Genomic DNA, 17,868 nt, shown 5'->3' with positions numbered 1-17,868 from the left:
CATTCTTTCACCAGATCCTGAAATCGCAGTCCGACGCTTGAATTTTTAACCACAGAATTTCAACAGATTTAGAATTCATCTTGCCGGCATGAAACGAATTGGATCACTTTTTTTGCTGGTCATCCTATCCACGGGCACCTATGCACAAATCAAAGTTGCCGTCTCTGGCGTTGTAAAAGATCATGTCTCGAGCGTAGCCCTTCCTTACGTCAACGTTATTCTGAAGACCGGCACCGACAGCACCTTTGTGGCCGGCACAGTCACCACAGAAGATGGCCGCTACACAATTAACGGCATCACCCCGGGAAACTATGTTCTCGAAACATCCTACGTCGGCTATGCTCCCCACAAACAATCGCTTCTGGTTGGCAAGCTGAGCGAGTTCCTTGATCTTGGCATGTTAAGCATCGAGCCCATCACCACAATGCTGCAGGAAATAACCGTGAGCGGCACCAAGGATGAAGTGGCCGAGACCCTGGAGAAAAAAACATTTTCGATTGCCGACAACATCAACCAGAGCGGCGGGTCATTGTTACAGGTCATGCAGAACCTGCCCGGGGTAACCATCAGCGAAGAAGGAACTGTCAAATTGCGGGGAAGCGATAAAGTGGCTGTCCTGGTCGATGGCAAGCAAACGGCCCTTACCGGCTTTGGCAACCAGCGTGCGTTAGACAATATTCCGGCTTCGGCCATTGAGCGAATCGAAGTCATCAACAACCCATCTTCTAAATATGATGCCAACGGAAACGCAGGGATCATTAACATCGTCTATAAAAAGGAAGTCAAAGAAGGTTTCAACGGAAAGGTGGGGTTCACCGGGGGGCTTGGCGCACTGTGGGAGAAACGCGAAAACTATCCAACCATACGACCGCAGTATAGCAACACACCAAAGATCAATCCGTCTGTTTCTGTGAACTATCGCAAGAAAAAAATAAACCTGTTTCTGCAAGCCGACGATCTGTATACAAAAACATTAAACAAGAATGAGTTTGTCGACAGGTTCTACGACAATGGCGACATCGTGCGGCAACAGACCAAACGAAACCGAACCACCAACATTGTCACGGCCAAAGGAGGGTTTGATTGGTATGTAAACAACAACAACACCCTGACTGTGTCCGGACTATTTAGCAGCGAAAAAATCCTGGACCGTGGCGATGAGCCGTTCTTCAATGGTGACCTTTCGGAAAGGCAACGCCTCTGGCAATTTCTGGAAGACGAACTGAAAACAACCGTGACGGCCATGGCGGCCTGGCAGCATAAATTTAAACAACCGGGGCGGTCGTTGAATGTGGGCGTTAACTACACATTTCACCGTGAAGATGAAAAATATTTCTTCACCAACATCCTGCCTACCTACACCGGACTCGATTCATTCAAGTTGCTCTCCGACGAGCACGTTGCTGATTTTACTGTCGACTATGTGCAGCCCCTGCGGTATGGGCGTTTTGAAACGGGGCTTAAATTCAGAAACCGTTTCATTCCCACCAACATGCAATTCATTCCGGGGCTCAATTCGCCGCTCGATGTGAGCGCCGGCGGCTGGGCCGACTACAGCGAAGTGATACCGGCGGCATACGGAAACTATGTTTTTGAAAACCAGCGTTTCGAAATTGAAGCGGGCCTTCGTGTAGAGTATGTCGACATCTACTATAAAGTGAATCCCGACCACAGCACCTATAAAAGTGACGGCTATAACTACACACAGCCGTTTCCAAATCTTCGCTTTGCTGTTAAGCTCGACAACAACAACACCTTGTCGCTGTTTTATAATCGTCGTGTTGACCGGCCAAACGAGGTAGACATCCGAATCTTTCCGAAATACGACGACGCAGAAATTATCAAAGTCGGCAACCCGGGCCTGCGTCCGCAGTTCACCAACACCGTTGAGGTTGGCTATAAAACAAGCTGGAGCGATGGCTACCTGTATTCGTCCTTGTATCACAAAAGTATGGATGCCACCATCACCAGAATTGCCAGCACGGTTCCCGGTAGCGATCTTATCTACAACATTTTTCAAAATGCCGGACACAGCTACACCTCCGGAATAGAGATCATCCTGTCGCAAAATGTTGGCAAGTGGGCTGTCTTCAATCTAAATCTGAACGGCTATCAGAACATTGTGGAGGCCTTCCAGGTGGTTAATAAATACCCACAGGAGAATACATTTGCTGCCGAACGACAGGAGATTTTCTCCGGAAACATGAAGCTGAACGGGCTCTTTCATTTGCCGCGGAAATACGATGTTCAATTCACCAGCGTCTACTCGGCACCCGATATCGTTCCGCAAGGAAAAACCTACTCGCGTTTTTATGTAGACCTGGGAATCAAGAAGTCGATTCAGAGCGGCAAGGGCGAAGTTTTCCTGAATGCATCCGACATCGGAAACACACTCCGCATCAAAAAGGAAGTTCAGGGTGCCGGGTTTCACTATGTGAGCAAAGACTACTATGAAACACAAGTGGTCAGGCTGGGATATACCTACAAATTCTAAACAGACATGCCATGCAAACCTGGGTTCTATACGCGATTCTGTCCATGATCTTTGCCGGGCTAACCTCGGTGCTCGCAAAATACGGACTTCAAAATATCAGTGCCGACTTTGGGCTAGGCATCCGCACCACGGTGATCTTCGTCATCATCACCACCCTGAACATTGTCGGAGCGCGCTTCAAAGAATTTGCAAGCCTCACGACGGTTCAAATAGTATTGCTGATTGCTTCGGGCATCACCACTACTTTGAGCTGGATTTTCTATTACAGAGCGATGAAGGATGGACTGGTGTCTTATGTTGCTGCGATCGACAAAGCCAGCATTCTCATAACCCTGCTGTTGTCTTTCTTTCTCTTGAAGGAACCGGTGAATGCCAAAATAATACTCGGCGGCGCGTTGATCTTTGCCGGGATGATTGTTCTTATCTGGAAGTGATCTTGGTGTGCTGTTGTGGCAGTAGCCTGGATCGATCAACCGGAAGTTTTCAAACGGGAACTGACGAGATGCTTAAATAAATAAATTCACTACCCTTATTCATACGAGAATATGAGCTTAATCTTTTGCATCTGTCTTTTCGGACGTTATCTTTGCCAGCATGTTACGGAAGGTTGTAATTTTTCTCATCCTGACCAGCATGGTACTCCATTGTGCCAGCAGGATGAATTTCCTTTCCTACCTCTATGCACAACGTCAGGAAATTGCATTCGCCCTGGGGCTGATTGACGAAATTCCAATCGCCGTCTGTCATCACGACTACGACTTCGACAAGGGCTTAACTATCGTGACGCACGATTCCGACAAGTCGCACCTTCCGCCCACGCTGTCGCAGGCCCGCGAAATTATTCTGTTCTTTCAATTTGATCTTGTTCGTGTTGATCCACGTTCTGAAATAACACTGGCAAATCACCTCACTATACTTCATCACAAGAAGTATACGTCTCCCGGATTCCCGATCTTTCATCCGCCCGCGTAACCCACGCAAAATCATTTTTCATTTTTTTCTTTTGCCCGGACTTTGTCCGGCAACAGCTATCCTTTTGCGTAAATAATCTCATTCTATTTAAGTCTTTCATACATGAAAAAAATATGTTCACTTCTGTTCGTGGGTGTTATTCTATTGTCCACAGTTTCCTGCTCCGACGACGAGAGCATTGCAGAGAGCGGTCCCATCACCTTGGAGTTCGACAATGTTGTGGGCGCTACCAACCTTCAACTCAACACCACCAACACGCCCTACACCAATGCCAAGGGCGAAGCCTACAAGCTCACCTGGCTCACCTATTATGTGAGCAACGTCAAGCTCAAAAAAGCAGACGGCACCGTGTTTGAAGATCCGATAAAATCAGACGGATCGGCAGGCTACTACCTGGTAGATGAAAACGATGCAGCGTCGCAGGAGATCACACTCAAAAATGTTCCTGCCGGCGACTATACCGAAGTAACGTTCACCATTGGTGTGGATGCCAGCCAGGTAGATCAGGGCGCGCAAACCGGTGCACTCGATCCTGCCAAAGGTCTGTTCTGGAGTTGGAATTCGGGCTACATTTTTCTGGCCATCGAAGGTGTGTCGCCAGCATCTACCGAAACCGAAAACGTATTTCAATACCACGTCGGCGGATACAAGGCCGACGCCGCGTCCAGCCAGGTCAACAACGTCAGAACGATCACGCTAAGCTTTAATGGAGACACTGCGCCCGTAAGAGCCCAACACGAACCTGAGGTGCATTTGCTTTTTGATGTGAACAAATTCTTCAATGGCACGGGCGAGCAGGTAACGTTTTCCACCAACGCGAGCCGCCACTCACCCAAAGCATGCGAGACGCTGGCCGGCAACATCGCTGCGTCGTTTGTGGTCGATCATGTTCACGCCAACTAAAAAGCAACGTTAGTCCACATTGGATTTAACAGCGCCTTGACTATGCGAACAGCGATAGTGTTCATAATCGGATTGTTTCTTTTCGGTTGCGGCAGCGAAGGCATCTCACCGGCAGATACGGCCTATGTCTTTCAGCAACCCAGCAACTTTCCGCCAGCAACCTACACCTTCGAAAACAACCCTGTAACCAAGGACAGATTTGAACTTGGCCGGGCGTTGTTTTATGATCCGGTGCTTTCGGCCGATAGCACCATTGCCTGCGCCAACTGCCATCAGCAGGTGAGAAGTTTCTCCGACCCGGTTCATAAATTCAGCAAAGGTGTGAACGACGTATCCGGATTTCGGAATGCCCCCGCCATTCAGAACATGGCCTTTCAAGCACACTTCTTCTGGGACGGTGGTGTGAATCATCTTGACTTTGTTCCCATCAACGCCATCACCAGCGAAATAGAGATGGCCGAGTCGTTGAGCCATGTGGTCACGAAGCTGAGTCGGAGCGATGTGTATCGCGAGAAATTCGAGAACGCGTTTGGCACAGGTGAAGTGAGCAGTCAGAAAATGTTGTATGCGCTGTCGCAATTCATGAACATGATGATCTCTGCCGATTCAAGATATGATCGCTACATCCGCCACGAAGGCGAAACACTCACGGCCGACGAAGCTGCGGGCATGAAGTTGTTTGCAACCAAGTGCAGCACCTGCCATGCCACAGATATGTTCACCGACGGCACCTTTCGCAACAACGGACTGAACGAAACCTTCGCGCAGGATTCCGGAAGAGCGCGCGTCACCGAATCGGCCGACGACCGCGGCAAATTTAAAGTGCCCAGCCTCCGGAATGCCGAGCTTACGTTTCCCTACATGCACGACGGACGATTCAGAACCTTACAAGAAGTGCTCAACCACTATGCGCATTCTGTGAAAGAATCGGAAACGCTTGATCCTGCATTAAAACAAAACGGCGCTCTTGGAATTGTCATGACCGACGATGAAAAAGCAAAGATTATACTCTACATTAAAACGCTGACCGATCGGAATTTCACCAACGACAAACGATTTTCTAATCCGTTCCTTAACTAAACAGAACATGAAAAAAATGATGGTCTTAATCCTGTTGAGCCTTGCTGCTTCATGCCCGGCGCGCGCATGCGATGTCTGCGGATGTTCACTGGGCGGAAACTACTTTGGCATTCTCCCGCTTTACAATAAAAACTTCGTGGGCCTGCGATGGTCACAGGCAAAATTTCATTCTTACATAGCACCCACCCAATACCTGTCGGCACAGCAGTCTAACGACACCTATGCCAAGGTGGAACTCTGGGGAAGATATTATCTCACGAAACGCATTCAACTGTTTGCCTTTGTTCCTTATGCCTACAACAACATGAACGGAACCGATCAGGCTGTGTCGGCCAGCGGACTTGGAGATATTTCCATCATGGCCAACTATGTGGTGGTCAATACCGGCGAAAGCAAGTCTGATTTTAAACACACGCTCATTGCCGGTGGTGGTGTTAAGCTGCCCACGGGGAAATTTGACCTGGAAGATAAAGGGAAGATTATCAACCGAAATTTTCAGCTCGGCACGGGAAGCGTAGACTTCAATGTAAACGCCGTCTACACCCTTCGTTATAAGAAGACAGGCATCAATGTGGAGACGGGCTACAAAATCAATACCCGCAACAGTCATGAATATTTGTTTGGCAATCAATATCGCGCGTCGGCTCAACTGTTCTATTGGCAAACGGCAGGTGCCTTTTCATTCCTTCCACATGCGGGCATGAACTATGAGCAGGCTGCCATGCACAAGGATGGGGATATCATTCAGGTGAACACCGGTGGATCTGCCTGGCTTGGCTCCGGCGGTGTGGACATCTACATCAATCGTTTCACACTGGGTGTCAACTACCAGAAGCCCGTGTCTCAACACTACAACAGCGACGCCACGGCCGACATCACCAGCAAGGCGCGCTGGACAACATCGCTCACCTTCAACTTTTAAAATGGACAACATCACTATGAAAACTATCCTGGTCATATGCTCAGCCCTCGTCTGGTTAACCGCCTGCGAACGCCAAAAAGTAACGACAGAAGCAACGGCACAAACCGTGTATCAGGAGGCCATGAAAATTCACGATGAACTTATGCCTCGCATGGACGAGGTGTATACCCTGGAAGGCAAGTTGAAAACCAGGAGAGATTCTTTGCTTACCGACTCCGTGACCAATGCACAGAAAATATCCATTGTGCGCGAAAAACTTTCTGCACTCGAAGCGGCCAGCAACGACATGATGCACTGGATGCACAACATTCAGGATGTTCCCGGAGCGTCAGCGCCAGTAGGCCACGCACAGCATTCTTCCGGACACGCCAGTGCAAGCGCCCCGAAGGAAACTGCCCCCGACGAATCACTCAAGATTCAGCAAGAGCAGAAGAAACAGATTGAGAAAGTGAAAGCAGCGATGGAAAAAAGTATAGACGATGCAAAGAACGCGTTAGGGAACTAACGCGATTATGAGCAGACCCCGGCGGAAAAAAAGCGTTCTACAACGCTTTTTTTCCGCGGAAAATTTGGGTGCAGGACGGTGATGGCCTTGTATGTGTAGGAAATACATTATGTTTACACAACCGATTGCAGTGGCATGATGGCCTGGAAATCGAAGCCTGTTTTAGACAGCCATCTGGCGCAGTTTTTTTTATAGGCCTACTTATAGTCAAAAAGACTATAATTTGAGCCTGAAAACATAAAGTAAGGACATGAACGAATGCAAAAACGTGATAACAAATTCCATAACCCCATCCAGTGATATGAAAAAGATAGTCTGGCTAGCGATGCTTTTGGTAGCTCCCATGTTGGTGGCAACGGCGCAAAAATTTGCAACGGAACCGTTGGTCGATCACCTCTACACTGCCGATCCATCGGCACATGTTTTCAACGGAAAAATATACATCTATCCTTCGCACGACATTGAAAGCAACACGGCCGAGGACGATGAAGGTGGTCATTTCGATATGAAAGACTATCATGTGCTGTCGATGGGCTATGTGGGCGGAAAGGTGACCGACCATGGCGTTGCACTCGACATCAAAAACATTCCCTGGGTGAGCCGGCAGTTGTGGGCGCCCGACGCGGCCTATGCAAACAACACGTACTATCTATACTTCCCCGCGAAAGATAAGGAAGGCATCTTCCGCATTGGAGTGGCCACCAGTAAAAATCCCGAAGGCCCATTCGTAGCCGAAAAGAAACCGATGGGCCGAAGCTACAGCATAGACCCCTGCGTGTTCAAAGACGACGACGGAACGTTCTACATGTATTTTGGTGGCATCTGGGGTGGCCAACTGCAACGGTGGGATGACCATAAGTACAATCCCAAGGGTGCCTTGCGAAAGCCCGACGAACAGGCCGTGTTGCCTCGCATAGCAAAACTGTCGAAAGACATGAAAAGTTTTCAGGGCGAGGTGGGAGAAATCGCTTTAGTTGATGAAAACAAAAAACTGTTTCAGGAAAAGCAAAACGACAAACGTTTTTTTGAAGCGGCCTGGGTGCACAAATACAAAGGCAAATATTATTTCTCCTACTCCACGGGCGACACACACAACATCTGCTATGCCATCGGCAACTCACCTTATGGACCCTTTGTTTATAAAGGCGTGCTGTTGAAACCTGTGGCGGGTTGGACAAACCATCATTCCATTGTTGAAACCAACGGCAAGTGGTATCTCTTCTATCACGATGTGCAGCGATCGGGAAAAACACACCTGCGCAACATCAAGGTTGCCGAGCTGACCTACAATGCCGATGGCACAATTCAGACGGTATCATCTTTTGTGAGCGACGTTGCCAGCGACAAAGGGTTGAAAGATTATTACAAAGACTACTTTCCCGTGGGCGTGGCCGTGTCACCTCGCGCGTTGCTGGGCGATGAGGCGTCATTGATCAAACGCGAGTTTAATAGCCTCACGCCGGAGAACGCCATGAAAATGGGACCCATACATCCCAAGGAGAAGGAATATTTCTGGTCAGACGCCGATTCGATTGTCGCCTTTGCGCAGCGGAACAAGATGAAACTTCGTGGCCACACCTTGTGCTGGCACAACCAAACACCGGCGTGGATGTTTGTTGACGCGAAGGGCGACACTGTTTCCAAAACGATATTGTTGCAGCGACTGAAAGACCACATCACCACGGTGGTGTCGCGCTATAAGGGAAAGATCTACGCCTGGGACGTTGTGAACGAGGTGATCTCAGATAAACCCGGTGAGGTTTATCGCAAGTCTGCGTGGTATAAGATCTGCGGCGAGGAATATATAGCCAAAGCATTTCAGTATGCCCACGAGGCCGATCCGGAGGCTCAGCTTTTCTACAATGATTACAATGAGATTGATGCGGCAAAGCGCGAAAAAATAGTGACGATGGTCACCGGTCTGAAACAGGCAGGCGTGCCCATTCACGGCGTGGGCCTGCAAGGGCACTGGGCCCTTAACGAACCTTCGGCCGAGCAGCTTGATAAAACGTTGGCGCGCTTTTCGGAAACCGGATTGAAAATTCAAATCACCGAATTGGATATTTCCGTCTACCCCAAAGAACACAATGTCCGTGCTAAAACGGCGCAAGACTTTAATACCGAATTCACGGCGGAAAAAGAGCAGAAACAGGCAGAGATCTATCGCACGTGTTTTGAGCTTTTCAGAAAATACAGGTCGTTTATATCGGGAGTAACCTTCTGGAACGTAAGCGATCGAAACTCGTGGCTGGATAATTTCCCTGTTCGCGACCGGAAGGACTATCCGTTGTTGTTTGACCAAAATCTGAAACGGAAAAATGCATATGGCAAGGTGGCGGAGTTTTAATAATAGTATTGTTAACTTTCTTACACGCAAATCAACTCCAGCACTATGGCACACATCCAGCTCGATCCCACGCTTCCCGGCATTCTCGGTCCCCTTGCCCTTCGTCCGCAATTGCGAAAATCACTGAGCGAGTTCACCGAGCAGTTGATGCGCGGAGAAAATTCGCTTACCCGTGGCGAGCGCGAATTGATCGGCACCTATGTCTCAGCGTTGAACGAATGTTTTTTCTGTGAACAATCGCACGGATCGCTCACCCAACACTATCTTCAATGCGATCACAGCGTTATCGAAAACATCAAAAACATTCACGAGTCGGCGCTCATCTCCGAAAAACTGAAAGCACTACTTGCCATTGCGGGCAGCGTGCAGCAAAGTGGCAAGCAGGTAACAACCGAACAGGTGGAGAAGGCCAAAGCCGAGGGCGCTACAGACCTTGAAATAAACGACACCGTGCTCATCGCCTCCCTCTTCTGCATGTTCAACCGCTATGTCGATGGCCTCGACACCTGGGCATCACAAGACAAAGATTCTTATAGACGCCATGCGCCGCAGCGGGCAGAGCAGGGGTATGTGCGATTTAACTGAGCGCCACGGATAATTTTATTTACGAGCAGAACTGATTTTATTTCTCCCAGCACCAAAACTATTTCCCAACCTCGAGGCATCGTTTAGGCGGTTCGTTGCATTTGATACGTAGCAACCCATCCGAACATGAAAGCAGGTTTACTCGCGATAGCACTAGTCTTTTTAAACGCATGGTGCACGTTCTCACTGGCGCAGACGTATGAGGCGGGTTTCAGAATCATAAGCACGTGTGATTCAAGTCGCCAATACAAGCCAAACTCCCCGCCTTCTCACAGTCTGCATTTCCGACCCATCGACATCGACTTGTGGTACCCGGCGAGGATAATGTCAACCGATACCACCGCCTCTTTTTTCGACCTGGTACTCCTCCTCGAAAAAAGAAGCAATTTTTATGACGACACAAAACGATACGACGGATTGACGGACGAAGTGCTTCAATATATCTGTGCCGGTTTAAACTGCCCGGACTATAATCTTCTCAAAAGCATAAAGACCAATAGCTATGTGAATGCAAAACCAGTAGCGCAGCCTTTTCCATTAATTATCTACTTCGCCGGATTCAATGGAATGAGCTATGAGAACTATCAATTGTTCGATTCCTTGGCAAGGAATGGTTTTGTGGTGGCCGCGGTAAGCTCCATCGGCGTGTATCCGGGTAACATGACCATGGACGCCGCGGGGTTGTTCGAACAAATTAACGACGCACGCTTTGTCATAGAGCATCTAACAAAAAACAACACCGCGACCCGTGCGGTTGGTTTGGTGGGATATAGTTGGGGCGGACTGGCTTCTGTCATTATGGCCATGGCCGAACCCGACAAGGTGAAAGCCATTGTTTCGCTCGACGGGTCTGAACAGTTTTCGTATGGCAATCCGGAAGACGACGAAAGCCTGAACCGCATACGTGAAGCAAGTTTCTTTAATCCCAACGCGGTCCGCGCATCCTTTCTTTACCTCGATAGCGACTATGCCGTTGACGATGATTTGCCCGATTCGGTCTATAACATATCCGATCATATTTTGGGAGACAAATGGTATCTGAAAATAGACCATTCAAAACATGAAGATTTCACCAGCTTAAGTGTCGTGGTCCCGAACGATGTGGGGCACGACGTTTATGATGCCATACAGCAGCTGACCATCAACTATCTTTCCGACAAGCTAACAGGAACCCATGTTTTTGAGGAACGCATTCCTTCGAAAGGGATCACAAAAAAATTCTCCCAGCCGCAGGCCACGGCCCCTCGGGCGACAGACAAAATTTTATTGAAAGGACTTGTTCAGGACCTCACAACAAATTTGCCCTTGCCCTACGCAACCCTTGGAATTCTCAACAAAGACCAGGGCACCACAACGGATAGTAAAGGCGAATTTCAACTTCCGTTGCAGGACACAAATGTCCACGACACACTCAGAATATCAATGATCGGATACGAACCCCGGGAGATTTATCTGAAAGATATCGTCCCTGCACAAAAGCGCCTGCGCATTCGCCTGCGGGAAAAGTCTGTTGAGTTGAAAGAAGTTGGGATTGTTGAAAAGAAGCTTGTCACGAAAGTGCTGGGCAACAAAACAGAATCTAAATTCTTTGGTGGCAAATTCGCGCACGGCGATTTGGGTAGCGAGCTTGCCATACGGATAAAATCCAAAGGCAGGCCAACCTATCTCGAAAAGTTTTGTTTCAACATCTCCTACAACACGGCCGACACGGCCACGTTCAGAGTAACGATTTATGAAGCAAAAAATGGACTCCCTTCCCAAAATATTCTCACACGCGACATCCTCGTGCGGGCAAATAATCGCACGGGCAAAATTGAGGTCGACTTGTCGGAATACAACATCGCGGTGAATGATGATTTTTTTATTGGACTCCAATGGATAGCAGGGCGCACCACGTCGGGCATCGTATTTTCGGCGGGTTTTGCCAACAAGGGCACCTTCTATCGCAAGGCCAGTGAGGCGCGGTGGAAAAAATATCCAATGGGGGTGGGATTTAACGTGACGGCAAAATATTGACGAGACAACGATTGTGTTGCGCAGGAACCTATTCGTTTGCGTTCCGGCGTTTTTTTTCCAATCTTTCCATTTCCTAAACACACGCTTTGTGACTGCTGACGACAACTTTCATTTTTCGGGAGTACCCGAACCTCATCGTATACGAACCCTTCAAATACTGAAGCAACATCCCGAAGTGAAGACGCTGATGGGGAAGAATCCGTTCACAAGCCTGGCCATAATCGGCCTGGTGGGGGCCATGGTCGGCCTTTCCTATTGGGTGAAAGACAGCGCGTGGTGGGTCATGCTGCTGCTGGCCTATGGGGTTGGTGCTTTCCTGAACCATTCGCTCTTCGTTATGATTCACGAATGCTCGCACTACCTGCTGTTTCGCAACAAGGCACTGAACAATATTTTCTCCATCATCGCCAACCTGCCGCACGTCATTCCGTCAGCCATTTCGTTCAAACGCTACCACATTAAACACCATTCTTTTCAGGGTGTGCACGAGTTGGATGCCGACCTTCCGGACCATTGGGAAGCACGCCTCATCGGCAACTCGTTTGCCGGCAAAGCACTGTGGCTGCTACTGTTCCCGTTTTTCCAGGTGTCGAGAACGTTCCGGCTAAAGGAAATTAAACCTATCGACGGCTGGATCATCACCAACTGGCTTGTGCAGATTGCCTTCAACGTAGCCATCTGGGTCTACTTCGGTCCCGGCGCCCTGTTGTTTATGCTGGCAAGTTTCTTTTTCTCGATCGGACTCCATCCCCTTGGTGCACGGTGGATACAGGAACATTATCTCACGCTTGACAAAGACCAGGAAACCTATAGCTACTATGGCCCCCTCAACACCGTCGCCTTCAACGTGGGCTTTCACAACGAGCATCACGATTTTCCGTCGGTGCCCTGGAACCGGTTGCCCCGGCTGAAGAAGCAGGCACCCGCGTTCTACGATTCCCTGCTGTCGCATACCTCGTGGACACGACTTTTCTTCCGCTTCCTGTTCGACAAAAACATCTCACTGTTTTCGCGCACGGTGCGGCAGGAGCGGGGCAAGGTGAAACTCACGGACGAATCGAAGCCTGACCTTGACCTGGTGGAAGCACAACGATAAGCCGTAAGGATCATCGTAGCACTTTACAACGACTAACTAATTTTGGAAGGCCCGGGGAAATAAAATTTCTCACCGGGCCTTCTGCATTTTGTTCGATGGCGGTTTGTGACCGTGCTCTTTACCCTTTCCCTGGCGCGACCAAAATGGTATACGGCACAACGCTTGACGAACTCATGCTCGATGTCCAAGGCATGTTGCTTGATTTTGATATGAATGCTTCCCTCAAGACTTTGGCGAGTGCCTATGGCGATCGAATAAAATATGTTTGGGGCCCACCAAAAGAACACGCCGGCATGCGCGCGGCGCTCATTCGTCCCGATGGAATTGTTGCCTGGACTTCTGACAGCGATCCTGATTGCAGCGAACTTGAAAAGGCTGCCGCTCAGTGGTTTGGCCAAGCCAATTTGGCCTAATCAAAGGGAAATTTGTGAAGTTAATGGCAAGCAAACTACACAATATGTAAAGTTAACTTGTCTTTTAGACAAAACAACTTATCTTTGTACGAAGCAAATCACATCAACTTATGTCAACAGCATCCAAACCCGCCCATAAAATTCTCTACTACAGCAAATTCCTGGGACTTGCGCTTATTGTTATCGGAATCCCCATAATGCTCATCGACAAATCTTCGGGAGCCGAAATGCCACTGCTGGTTGGACTCTTCACACTTTTCGTCGCGACTGAAAAAATCCAAGACGAACGTTCAGTACAGCTAAAAACCACGTCGTTGTATTTATCTTTTTGTATTTCCTACGCGCTGAAACTGCTCACTTCCAATTTGAATGAACATGCATTGATCTCTTTCCAGCTGGTTGAAATCAATCACTTCCTCATCCTGGTGCTGGCACTGGCCAATGCTGTTTTCTATAGCAGATTATACATCCTGAAACAGTAACGAGATGAAGAATACGTTGAAGGTGGAGCGGGCAAAACAAAACATGACCCAGGCAGAATTGGCCGAAAAGGTGAACGTGTCACGTCAAACCATCAATTCGATAGAAATTGGAAAGTATGTGCCATCCACGTTGCTCGCGCTAAAAATCGCCACTGTTTTTAGCGTTCGCGTTGACGAAATTTTCGCGTTGGAAGACACAGACTGGAATTCCTGATCGACGTGCTCACCCGCTCATCCGGTTTGTTTCACCAGGTTCAGTTCGATAAACTTCATCCATTGCGTACCGTCTTTGGAATATTCTCCCGTTTCGTGCCACGTGTTTTTAGTGGGATCGAGAATGATGGTGAACTTGGTTTTGCCTCCGGTTGGAATGTCAAAGCCCCATTCGAATGTGTTGGTTTCAAGTATTTTGAAATAGGCATTGGTGCTATACCCTTCTTTCACAAACGACTTCCACTTGAACTGTTGTTCTATCGGGTCGAAATTTAGCGTGGCCATAGCCTGAAATGTGACCTCTTCTTTTCCCGTGGTGGCATTTTTCTCGCGGCCCGTGCCTTCAACCACCATCACCATTTCCTGCAACTTCCACTCGATGTGTTCCTGCTGCATAACGGTGATGGAGCCCTTGGGACCTCTGTGTGTGGCTTCGCCTTTCCAATCGCCAACCAGAAAAGAAAGCTTCTTCATCTCTTCCTTGCACCGTTGAGAATGGTCGGGACCCTGACCAAAAAGTTGGTGGATAGACAACGCGAACACAAACAGGACATACATTGATTTTTTCATAGTGAGGGGTGTTTAATTTGTTTTTTATGGACTGATTTTTTACAAACTGATATGAACAACATTCTATGGACGCACCGCGTCAAATTTTGCACGTGCGTTTCCTGACATCCACACAAGAGAAGATGCTGGTATTGCACGGGAAAATGTCATGTGCTTGACGGGACAATGCCATGCCATAGCGGAAGCATTCCCGACAACTCAGAACTTTATGGTCGATTATCTTGATGACCTTGAACAAATGTAAACTAGTTTATTTTATAAACCAAATCAGAAAATTGCAAGAATCAATTTTCGGTGTGTGTGTCCCGTCGTTCACAAAGTTTTCCATCAATAGTTTAACTGCTGACATAAGGCTGTCACGTTTTGTGTTTACTTCGGGCAAAAAAATATTCGCATGGAGCCCTTGAAAGAAATGTTCGGAAAAACTTATTACAAGAATTTGGCGGACGTGCTATCATCCGTGCACAAGCCGTTTCAGGCAGACCGGTTTGTAAAGGACGTGACCAACAATCTGGAAACTCTTTCTCTCAACCAGCGTATGCGCCAAACCTCCGTGGTCTTGCAGCAGCACCTTCCCGAAAATTATAGTCAGGCAATCGGCATCCTGAAAGACGTGGTGCCCCAACTTAATGGCGGATATACGACACTGGTCTTTCCCGACTTTGTGAGCCTCTATGGACTTTCGCACTTTCAGCAATCCATGGAGGCCTTAAAATACTTCACTTCGTTTGGCTCTTCGGAGTTTGCCATCCGCGCGTTCTTGAAGCAAGACCTGGAGCGCACGCTAAAGGTCATGCAAAAATGGTCTGCCGACAGCAACTATCATGTGCGGAGGCTGGCGTCGGAGGGAAGCCGGCCGCGACTTCCTTGGTCGTTCAAACTGGATCAGATCATCAAGGCCCCGCAGCTCACATCGCCGATACTGGAAAATCTGAAAGAAGATGAGGAGCTTTATGTGCGCAAGTCGGTGGCCAATCACCTCAACGACATTTCAAAAGATTCTCCCGACTATGTGCTGAAGCTGATCAAGGCATGGGACATCACCCAACCGCACACGGCCTGGATTGTGAAGCGCGGCATCCGTTCGCTGCTCAAAAAAGGCGACAAGAAATCGATGAGCGTTTTTGGTCTCACCAAAGACGTCAAGGTTTCGATCAAGCGGTTCAGCCTGGCCAACGCGGAGATCAGGTTAAATGACGTGCTGCAATTTCAATTCGATCTTGTCTCCGAAAAGTCAACATCCCAAAACCTGATGGTGGACTATCGCATACATTACTCCAAGAAATCGGGCATTCAGTCGGCCAAGGTTTTTAAGCTCAAGGAGATTACACTCGCCCCTGGGGAAACTGTTTCTATTCTTAAAAAGCAACGCTTTCAAGACTTCACCACACGCAAACTCCACAGTGGGTCGCACAAGTTGGAGATTGTTGTGAATGGGGAAGTGATGAAGCAGAAGACTTTTATGTTTACACGTTAGGAGAGGAGGAAGGGCTAGGGGATAGTCATTGTTCCCCATGCTAATGTGGGGTTTACGATCACAATTGGTATATTCGAATGAATGCTGCACTTCGGAAGCTTATGTGTGAAGCCGCCTCCCGGAGAGAATGTTAGAGCGATTTTTAACCAACTCCCGCTATACCGAACCTTAATCAACCCCAATGAAAAACAGTTTTATCCTCCTGTTTCTGATCGTGCTTGTGAAACCCGCAGGAGCTCAACCGGCTTTCGGCTCCAAAGAATCTTTTATTCCCCAGAACTGGACGTTGTTGCACGAAGCGGTTGGCGATCTGAATCGCGACAGCCTTGCCGATGTGGCCATGGTGGTGGAGTATGCAGGGGACGCGTTGGAGAACGAAAGGCCGCGGTCGCTCATCCTGTTGTTGAGAGACAAACAAAGCAAGCTGTATAGTCTGGCCGAGCAGGCCGATCATGTTGTGTTGGATGGACAGTCGGGCGGAACTCAAGGTGATCCGTTTGCCAGCATGGAAATAAAAAACAATGTGCTGCGTCTCGATTTTTCGGGTGGCTCGCGCGAACAGTGGACCACCACACATCGCTATCGTTATGCGCCTGAAAAATATTTCAGGGTGATCGGGGCGACCTATAAAGTGACGGATGGCAAAGTGACCACCACCTATGACTACAACCTGAGCAACGGCAACATCATTGTGACCACCAAAGACAGCGGCAACAAGGCCAACAACAAAACCACGAGCAGAAAACACCTGCTGCAACCTGTGAACATCCGTTCGTTTGAGCCCGATGCAATCTGGGCGTTGCTGATACCGGATTTTCGGAAGCAAGTGACCACCTGTGTGCTGCAGGACGCCGGCCTGGGCGATTGTTTTCACCTGGGCTTTGACTGCGGCGATTTTGGAAACGCAGAAACATTTCTGGACGAGGCGTCGGCCACACTATGGCAAAACCTGACTAGCGACTCCAATGGCGATGTGATTGCCAACCCGGCCTACCGCGGCAAACGGTTCGAAATTACCTACATCACCAACACCGGAACAAAATGTGAGCCGCAGGGCGAAGACGTTTATCAGCTGGTGATCGGCTTCAAACTCCTGGCACCGGCACCACGCTGAACCGCACCCGTTCTTGCATGGTATGGCACGTTGGTCTATATTTATTGTTTGAAACCCGTGTGAAGAAAGTCTTTTGCATAGCGCTTGTTGGATTGCACCTGCTGAATGTGGTGGGCGCCTATTGGCTTTTTTACGCCATTCAGCAACGCACCGACAAGCAATTGGCACAACGTCTCGACGAGGACAGCTATGCCGGAAGCCGGGCCATCACCATAAAACTCCCCCTGTCTTACTACAACGGTTCGGACCGTGAAAACTACGAACGCATAGACGGCGTGTTTGAATACGAAGGTGTGGCCTATCGCATGGTGAAACAGAAATTCTATAAAGACACGGTCTACATTGTTTGTTATAAAGACGAGAAAACAATTGCTGTGAATGATGCCCTGAAAGACTACGCCCAATCGCTGGCCGACAATTCGGGAGAAAAGAAGTCGGATAGCAAGGTGGCGCTTTCGGTTGTGAAAGACTACCTGCATCATGGCAAGACATCGCTTTTAACATCGCGCAAATCTATTGACCTCGGCAGCGCTGCCGGCTACGTTAACCACTATCGTCACTTCCTCAATTTCACCATCGACTATCCTCCCGAGTTGATCGGCTGACATTCCCCTTTTATTTCTACTCTATAAATTATTTGAGCCAACCTTTCGCGGTGATTTGCGGAAGGTGACTGCCT

General features: G+C 48.7%; 18 protein-coding genes. 17 read left to right on the top strand and 1 reads right to left on the bottom strand.

Features of this window, described 5'->3' with window-relative positions; translation table 11 throughout:
- Nucleotides 1–88: 88 nt before the first annotated feature.
- From JI741_RS05595 to JI741_RS05530, 14 genes are all read left to right on the top strand, one after another.
- The gene (locus tag JI741_RS05595; RefSeq protein ID WP_202008005.1) at nt 89–2,494 is read left to right on the top strand and encodes a TonB-dependent receptor; all 2,406 of its coding nucleotides are present in this window, start codon (nt 89–91) and stop codon (nt 2,492–2,494) included.
- Nucleotides 2,495–2,505: 11 nt separating this feature from the next.
- Nucleotides 2,506–2,928, top strand: coding sequence for an EamA family transporter (locus JI741_RS05590; protein ID WP_202008004.1), 423 nt, complete (start codon nt 2,506–2,508; stop codon nt 2,926–2,928).
- Between the two features lie 160 nt (nt 2,929–3,088).
- Entirely contained in the window at nt 3,089–3,466 is a 378-nt protein-coding gene (locus JI741_RS05585; RefSeq protein WP_202008003.1) for a hypothetical protein, read from the top strand.
- 102 nt (nt 3,467–3,568) lie between these two features.
- Nucleotides 3,569–4,369 carry an MbnP family protein gene (locus tag JI741_RS05580; RefSeq protein WP_202008002.1) on the top strand — a complete coding sequence of 267 codons (801 nt, stop codon included), beginning with the start codon at nt 3,569–3,571 and terminating at the stop codon, nt 4,367–4,369.
- A gap of 42 nt (nt 4,370–4,411) precedes the next feature.
- A complete protein-coding gene (locus tag JI741_RS05575) occupies nt 4,412–5,449 on the top strand; it encodes a cytochrome-c peroxidase (RefSeq protein WP_202008001.1) in 1,038 nt (345 codons plus the stop codon).
- A 7-nt stretch (nt 5,450–5,456) separates the two neighbouring features.
- The gene (locus JI741_RS05570; RefSeq protein ID WP_236675875.1) at nt 5,457–6,371 is read left to right on the top strand and encodes a transporter family protein; all 915 of its coding nucleotides are present in this window, start codon (nt 5,457–5,459) and stop codon (nt 6,369–6,371) included.
- Nucleotides 6,372–6,387: 16 nt separating this feature from the next.
- The gene (locus JI741_RS05565; RefSeq protein ID WP_202007999.1) at nt 6,388–6,876 is read left to right on the top strand and encodes a hypothetical protein; all 489 of its coding nucleotides are present in this window, start codon (nt 6,388–6,390) and stop codon (nt 6,874–6,876) included.
- 301 nt (nt 6,877–7,177) lie between these two features.
- Nucleotides 7,178–9,223: an endo-1,4-beta-xylanase gene (locus JI741_RS33015; protein ID WP_202007998.1), complete on the top strand. Its 2,046-nt coding sequence runs from the start codon at nt 7,178–7,180 to the stop codon at nt 9,221–9,223.
- 45 nt (nt 9,224–9,268) lie between these two features.
- Nucleotides 9,269–9,808: a carboxymuconolactone decarboxylase family protein gene (locus JI741_RS05555; protein ID WP_202007997.1), complete on the top strand. Its 540-nt coding sequence runs from the start codon at nt 9,269–9,271 to the stop codon at nt 9,806–9,808.
- Nucleotides 9,809–10,132: 324 nt separating this feature from the next.
- On the top strand, nt 10,133–11,824 hold the full coding sequence (locus JI741_RS05550; RefSeq protein WP_202007996.1) for an alpha/beta fold hydrolase: 1,692 nt from the start codon (nt 10,133–10,135) through the stop codon (nt 11,822–11,824).
- 88 nt (nt 11,825–11,912) lie between these two features.
- Complete coding sequence (locus JI741_RS05545) at nt 11,913–12,920, top strand: fatty acid desaturase (protein WP_369411724.1); 1,008 nt, start codon at nt 11,913–11,915, stop codon at nt 12,918–12,920.
- 95 nt (nt 12,921–13,015) lie between these two features.
- Nucleotides 13,016–13,333 carry an aromatic-ring hydroxylase C-terminal domain-containing protein gene (locus JI741_RS05540; protein WP_369411723.1) on the top strand — a complete coding sequence of 106 codons (318 nt, stop codon included), beginning with the start codon at nt 13,016–13,018 and terminating at the stop codon, nt 13,331–13,333.
- 110 nt (nt 13,334–13,443) lie between these two features.
- The gene (locus tag JI741_RS05535; protein WP_202007994.1) at nt 13,444–13,815 is read left to right on the top strand and encodes a hypothetical protein; all 372 of its coding nucleotides are present in this window, start codon (nt 13,444–13,446) and stop codon (nt 13,813–13,815) included.
- A gap of 4 nt (nt 13,816–13,819) precedes the next feature.
- Nucleotides 13,820–14,029 carry a helix-turn-helix transcriptional regulator gene (locus tag JI741_RS05530; RefSeq protein WP_202007993.1) on the top strand — a complete coding sequence of 70 codons (210 nt, stop codon included), beginning with the start codon at nt 13,820–13,822 and terminating at the stop codon, nt 14,027–14,029.
- 17 nt (nt 14,030–14,046) lie between these two features.
- Here the strand turns inward: JI741_RS05530 and JI741_RS05525 are convergent, their stop codons facing one another.
- Nucleotides 14,047–14,598 (bottom strand): hypothetical protein, encoded by a 552-nt coding sequence (locus tag JI741_RS05525; protein WP_202007992.1) that lies wholly within the window; start codon nt 14,596–14,598, stop codon nt 14,047–14,049.
- A 394-nt stretch (nt 14,599–14,992) separates the two neighbouring features.
- On the opposite strand from JI741_RS05525, the gene JI741_RS05520 reads away from it, so the two are divergent.
- From JI741_RS05520 to JI741_RS05510, 3 genes are all read left to right on the top strand, one after another.
- Nucleotides 14,993–16,075: a DNA alkylation repair protein gene (locus JI741_RS05520; protein ID WP_202007991.1), complete on the top strand. Its 1,083-nt coding sequence runs from the start codon at nt 14,993–14,995 to the stop codon at nt 16,073–16,075.
- Nucleotides 16,076–16,256: 181 nt separating this feature from the next.
- Nucleotides 16,257–17,189, top strand: a complete 933-nt coding sequence (locus tag JI741_RS05515; RefSeq protein ID WP_202007990.1) for a hypothetical protein — start codon at nt 16,257–16,259, stop codon at nt 17,187–17,189.
- Nucleotides 17,190–17,248: 59 nt separating this feature from the next.
- Nucleotides 17,249–17,794, top strand: a complete 546-nt coding sequence (locus JI741_RS05510; RefSeq protein ID WP_202007989.1) for a hypothetical protein — start codon at nt 17,249–17,251, stop codon at nt 17,792–17,794.
- The last annotated feature ends 74 nt before the right edge of the window (nt 17,795–17,868 follow it).

It is taken from the genome of Chryseolinea lacunae (assembly GCF_016735595.1).
Lineage (GTDB): Bacteria > Bacteroidota > Bacteroidia > Cytophagales > Cyclobacteriaceae > Chryseolinea > Chryseolinea lacunae.
This window is presented reverse-complemented; position numbering and strand designations above follow the sequence as displayed.

Excerpts from the sequence above, each read along its gene's own strand:
- JI741_RS05595 (WP_202008005.1), top strand. The coding sequence starts at position 89 with ATGAAACGAATTGGATCACTTTTTTTGCTGGTCATCCTATCCACGGGC.
- JI741_RS05590 (WP_202008004.1), top strand. The coding sequence starts at position 2,506 with ATGCAAACCTGGGTTCTATACGCGATTCTGTCCATGATCTTTGCCGGG.
- JI741_RS05585 (WP_202008003.1), top strand. The coding sequence starts at position 3,089 with ATGTTACGGAAGGTTGTAATTTTTCTCATCCTGACCAGCATGGTACTC.
- JI741_RS05580 (WP_202008002.1), top strand. The coding sequence starts at position 3,569 with ATGAAAAAAATATGTTCACTTCTGTTCGTGGGTGTTATTCTATTGTCC.
- JI741_RS05575 (WP_202008001.1), top strand. The coding sequence starts at position 4,412 with ATGCGAACAGCGATAGTGTTCATAATCGGATTGTTTCTTTTCGGTTGC.
- JI741_RS05570 (WP_236675875.1), top strand. The coding sequence starts at position 5,457 with ATGAAAAAAATGATGGTCTTAATCCTGTTGAGCCTTGCTGCTTCATGC.
- JI741_RS05565 (WP_202007999.1), top strand. The coding sequence starts at position 6,388 with ATGAAAACTATCCTGGTCATATGCTCAGCCCTCGTCTGGTTAACCGCC.
- JI741_RS33015 (WP_202007998.1), top strand. The coding sequence starts at position 7,178 with ATGAAAAAGATAGTCTGGCTAGCGATGCTTTTGGTAGCTCCCATGTTG.
- JI741_RS05555 (WP_202007997.1), top strand. The coding sequence starts at position 9,269 with ATGGCACACATCCAGCTCGATCCCACGCTTCCCGGCATTCTCGGTCCC.
- JI741_RS05550 (WP_202007996.1), top strand. The coding sequence starts at position 10,133 with ATGTCAACCGATACCACCGCCTCTTTTTTCGACCTGGTACTCCTCCTC.
- JI741_RS05540 (WP_369411723.1), top strand. The coding sequence starts at position 13,016 with ATGGCGGTTTGTGACCGTGCTCTTTACCCTTTCCCTGGCGCGACCAAA.
- JI741_RS05535 (WP_202007994.1), top strand. The coding sequence starts at position 13,444 with ATGTCAACAGCATCCAAACCCGCCCATAAAATTCTCTACTACAGCAAA.
- JI741_RS05530 (WP_202007993.1), top strand. The coding sequence starts at position 13,820 with ATGAAGAATACGTTGAAGGTGGAGCGGGCAAAACAAAACATGACCCAG.
- JI741_RS05525 (WP_202007992.1), bottom strand. The coding sequence starts at position 14,598 with ATGAAAAAATCAATGTATGTCCTGTTTGTGTTCGCGTTGTCTATCCAC.
- JI741_RS05520 (WP_202007991.1), top strand. The coding sequence starts at position 14,993 with ATGGAGCCCTTGAAAGAAATGTTCGGAAAAACTTATTACAAGAATTTG.
- JI741_RS05515 (WP_202007990.1), top strand. The coding sequence starts at position 16,257 with ATGAAAAACAGTTTTATCCTCCTGTTTCTGATCGTGCTTGTGAAACCC.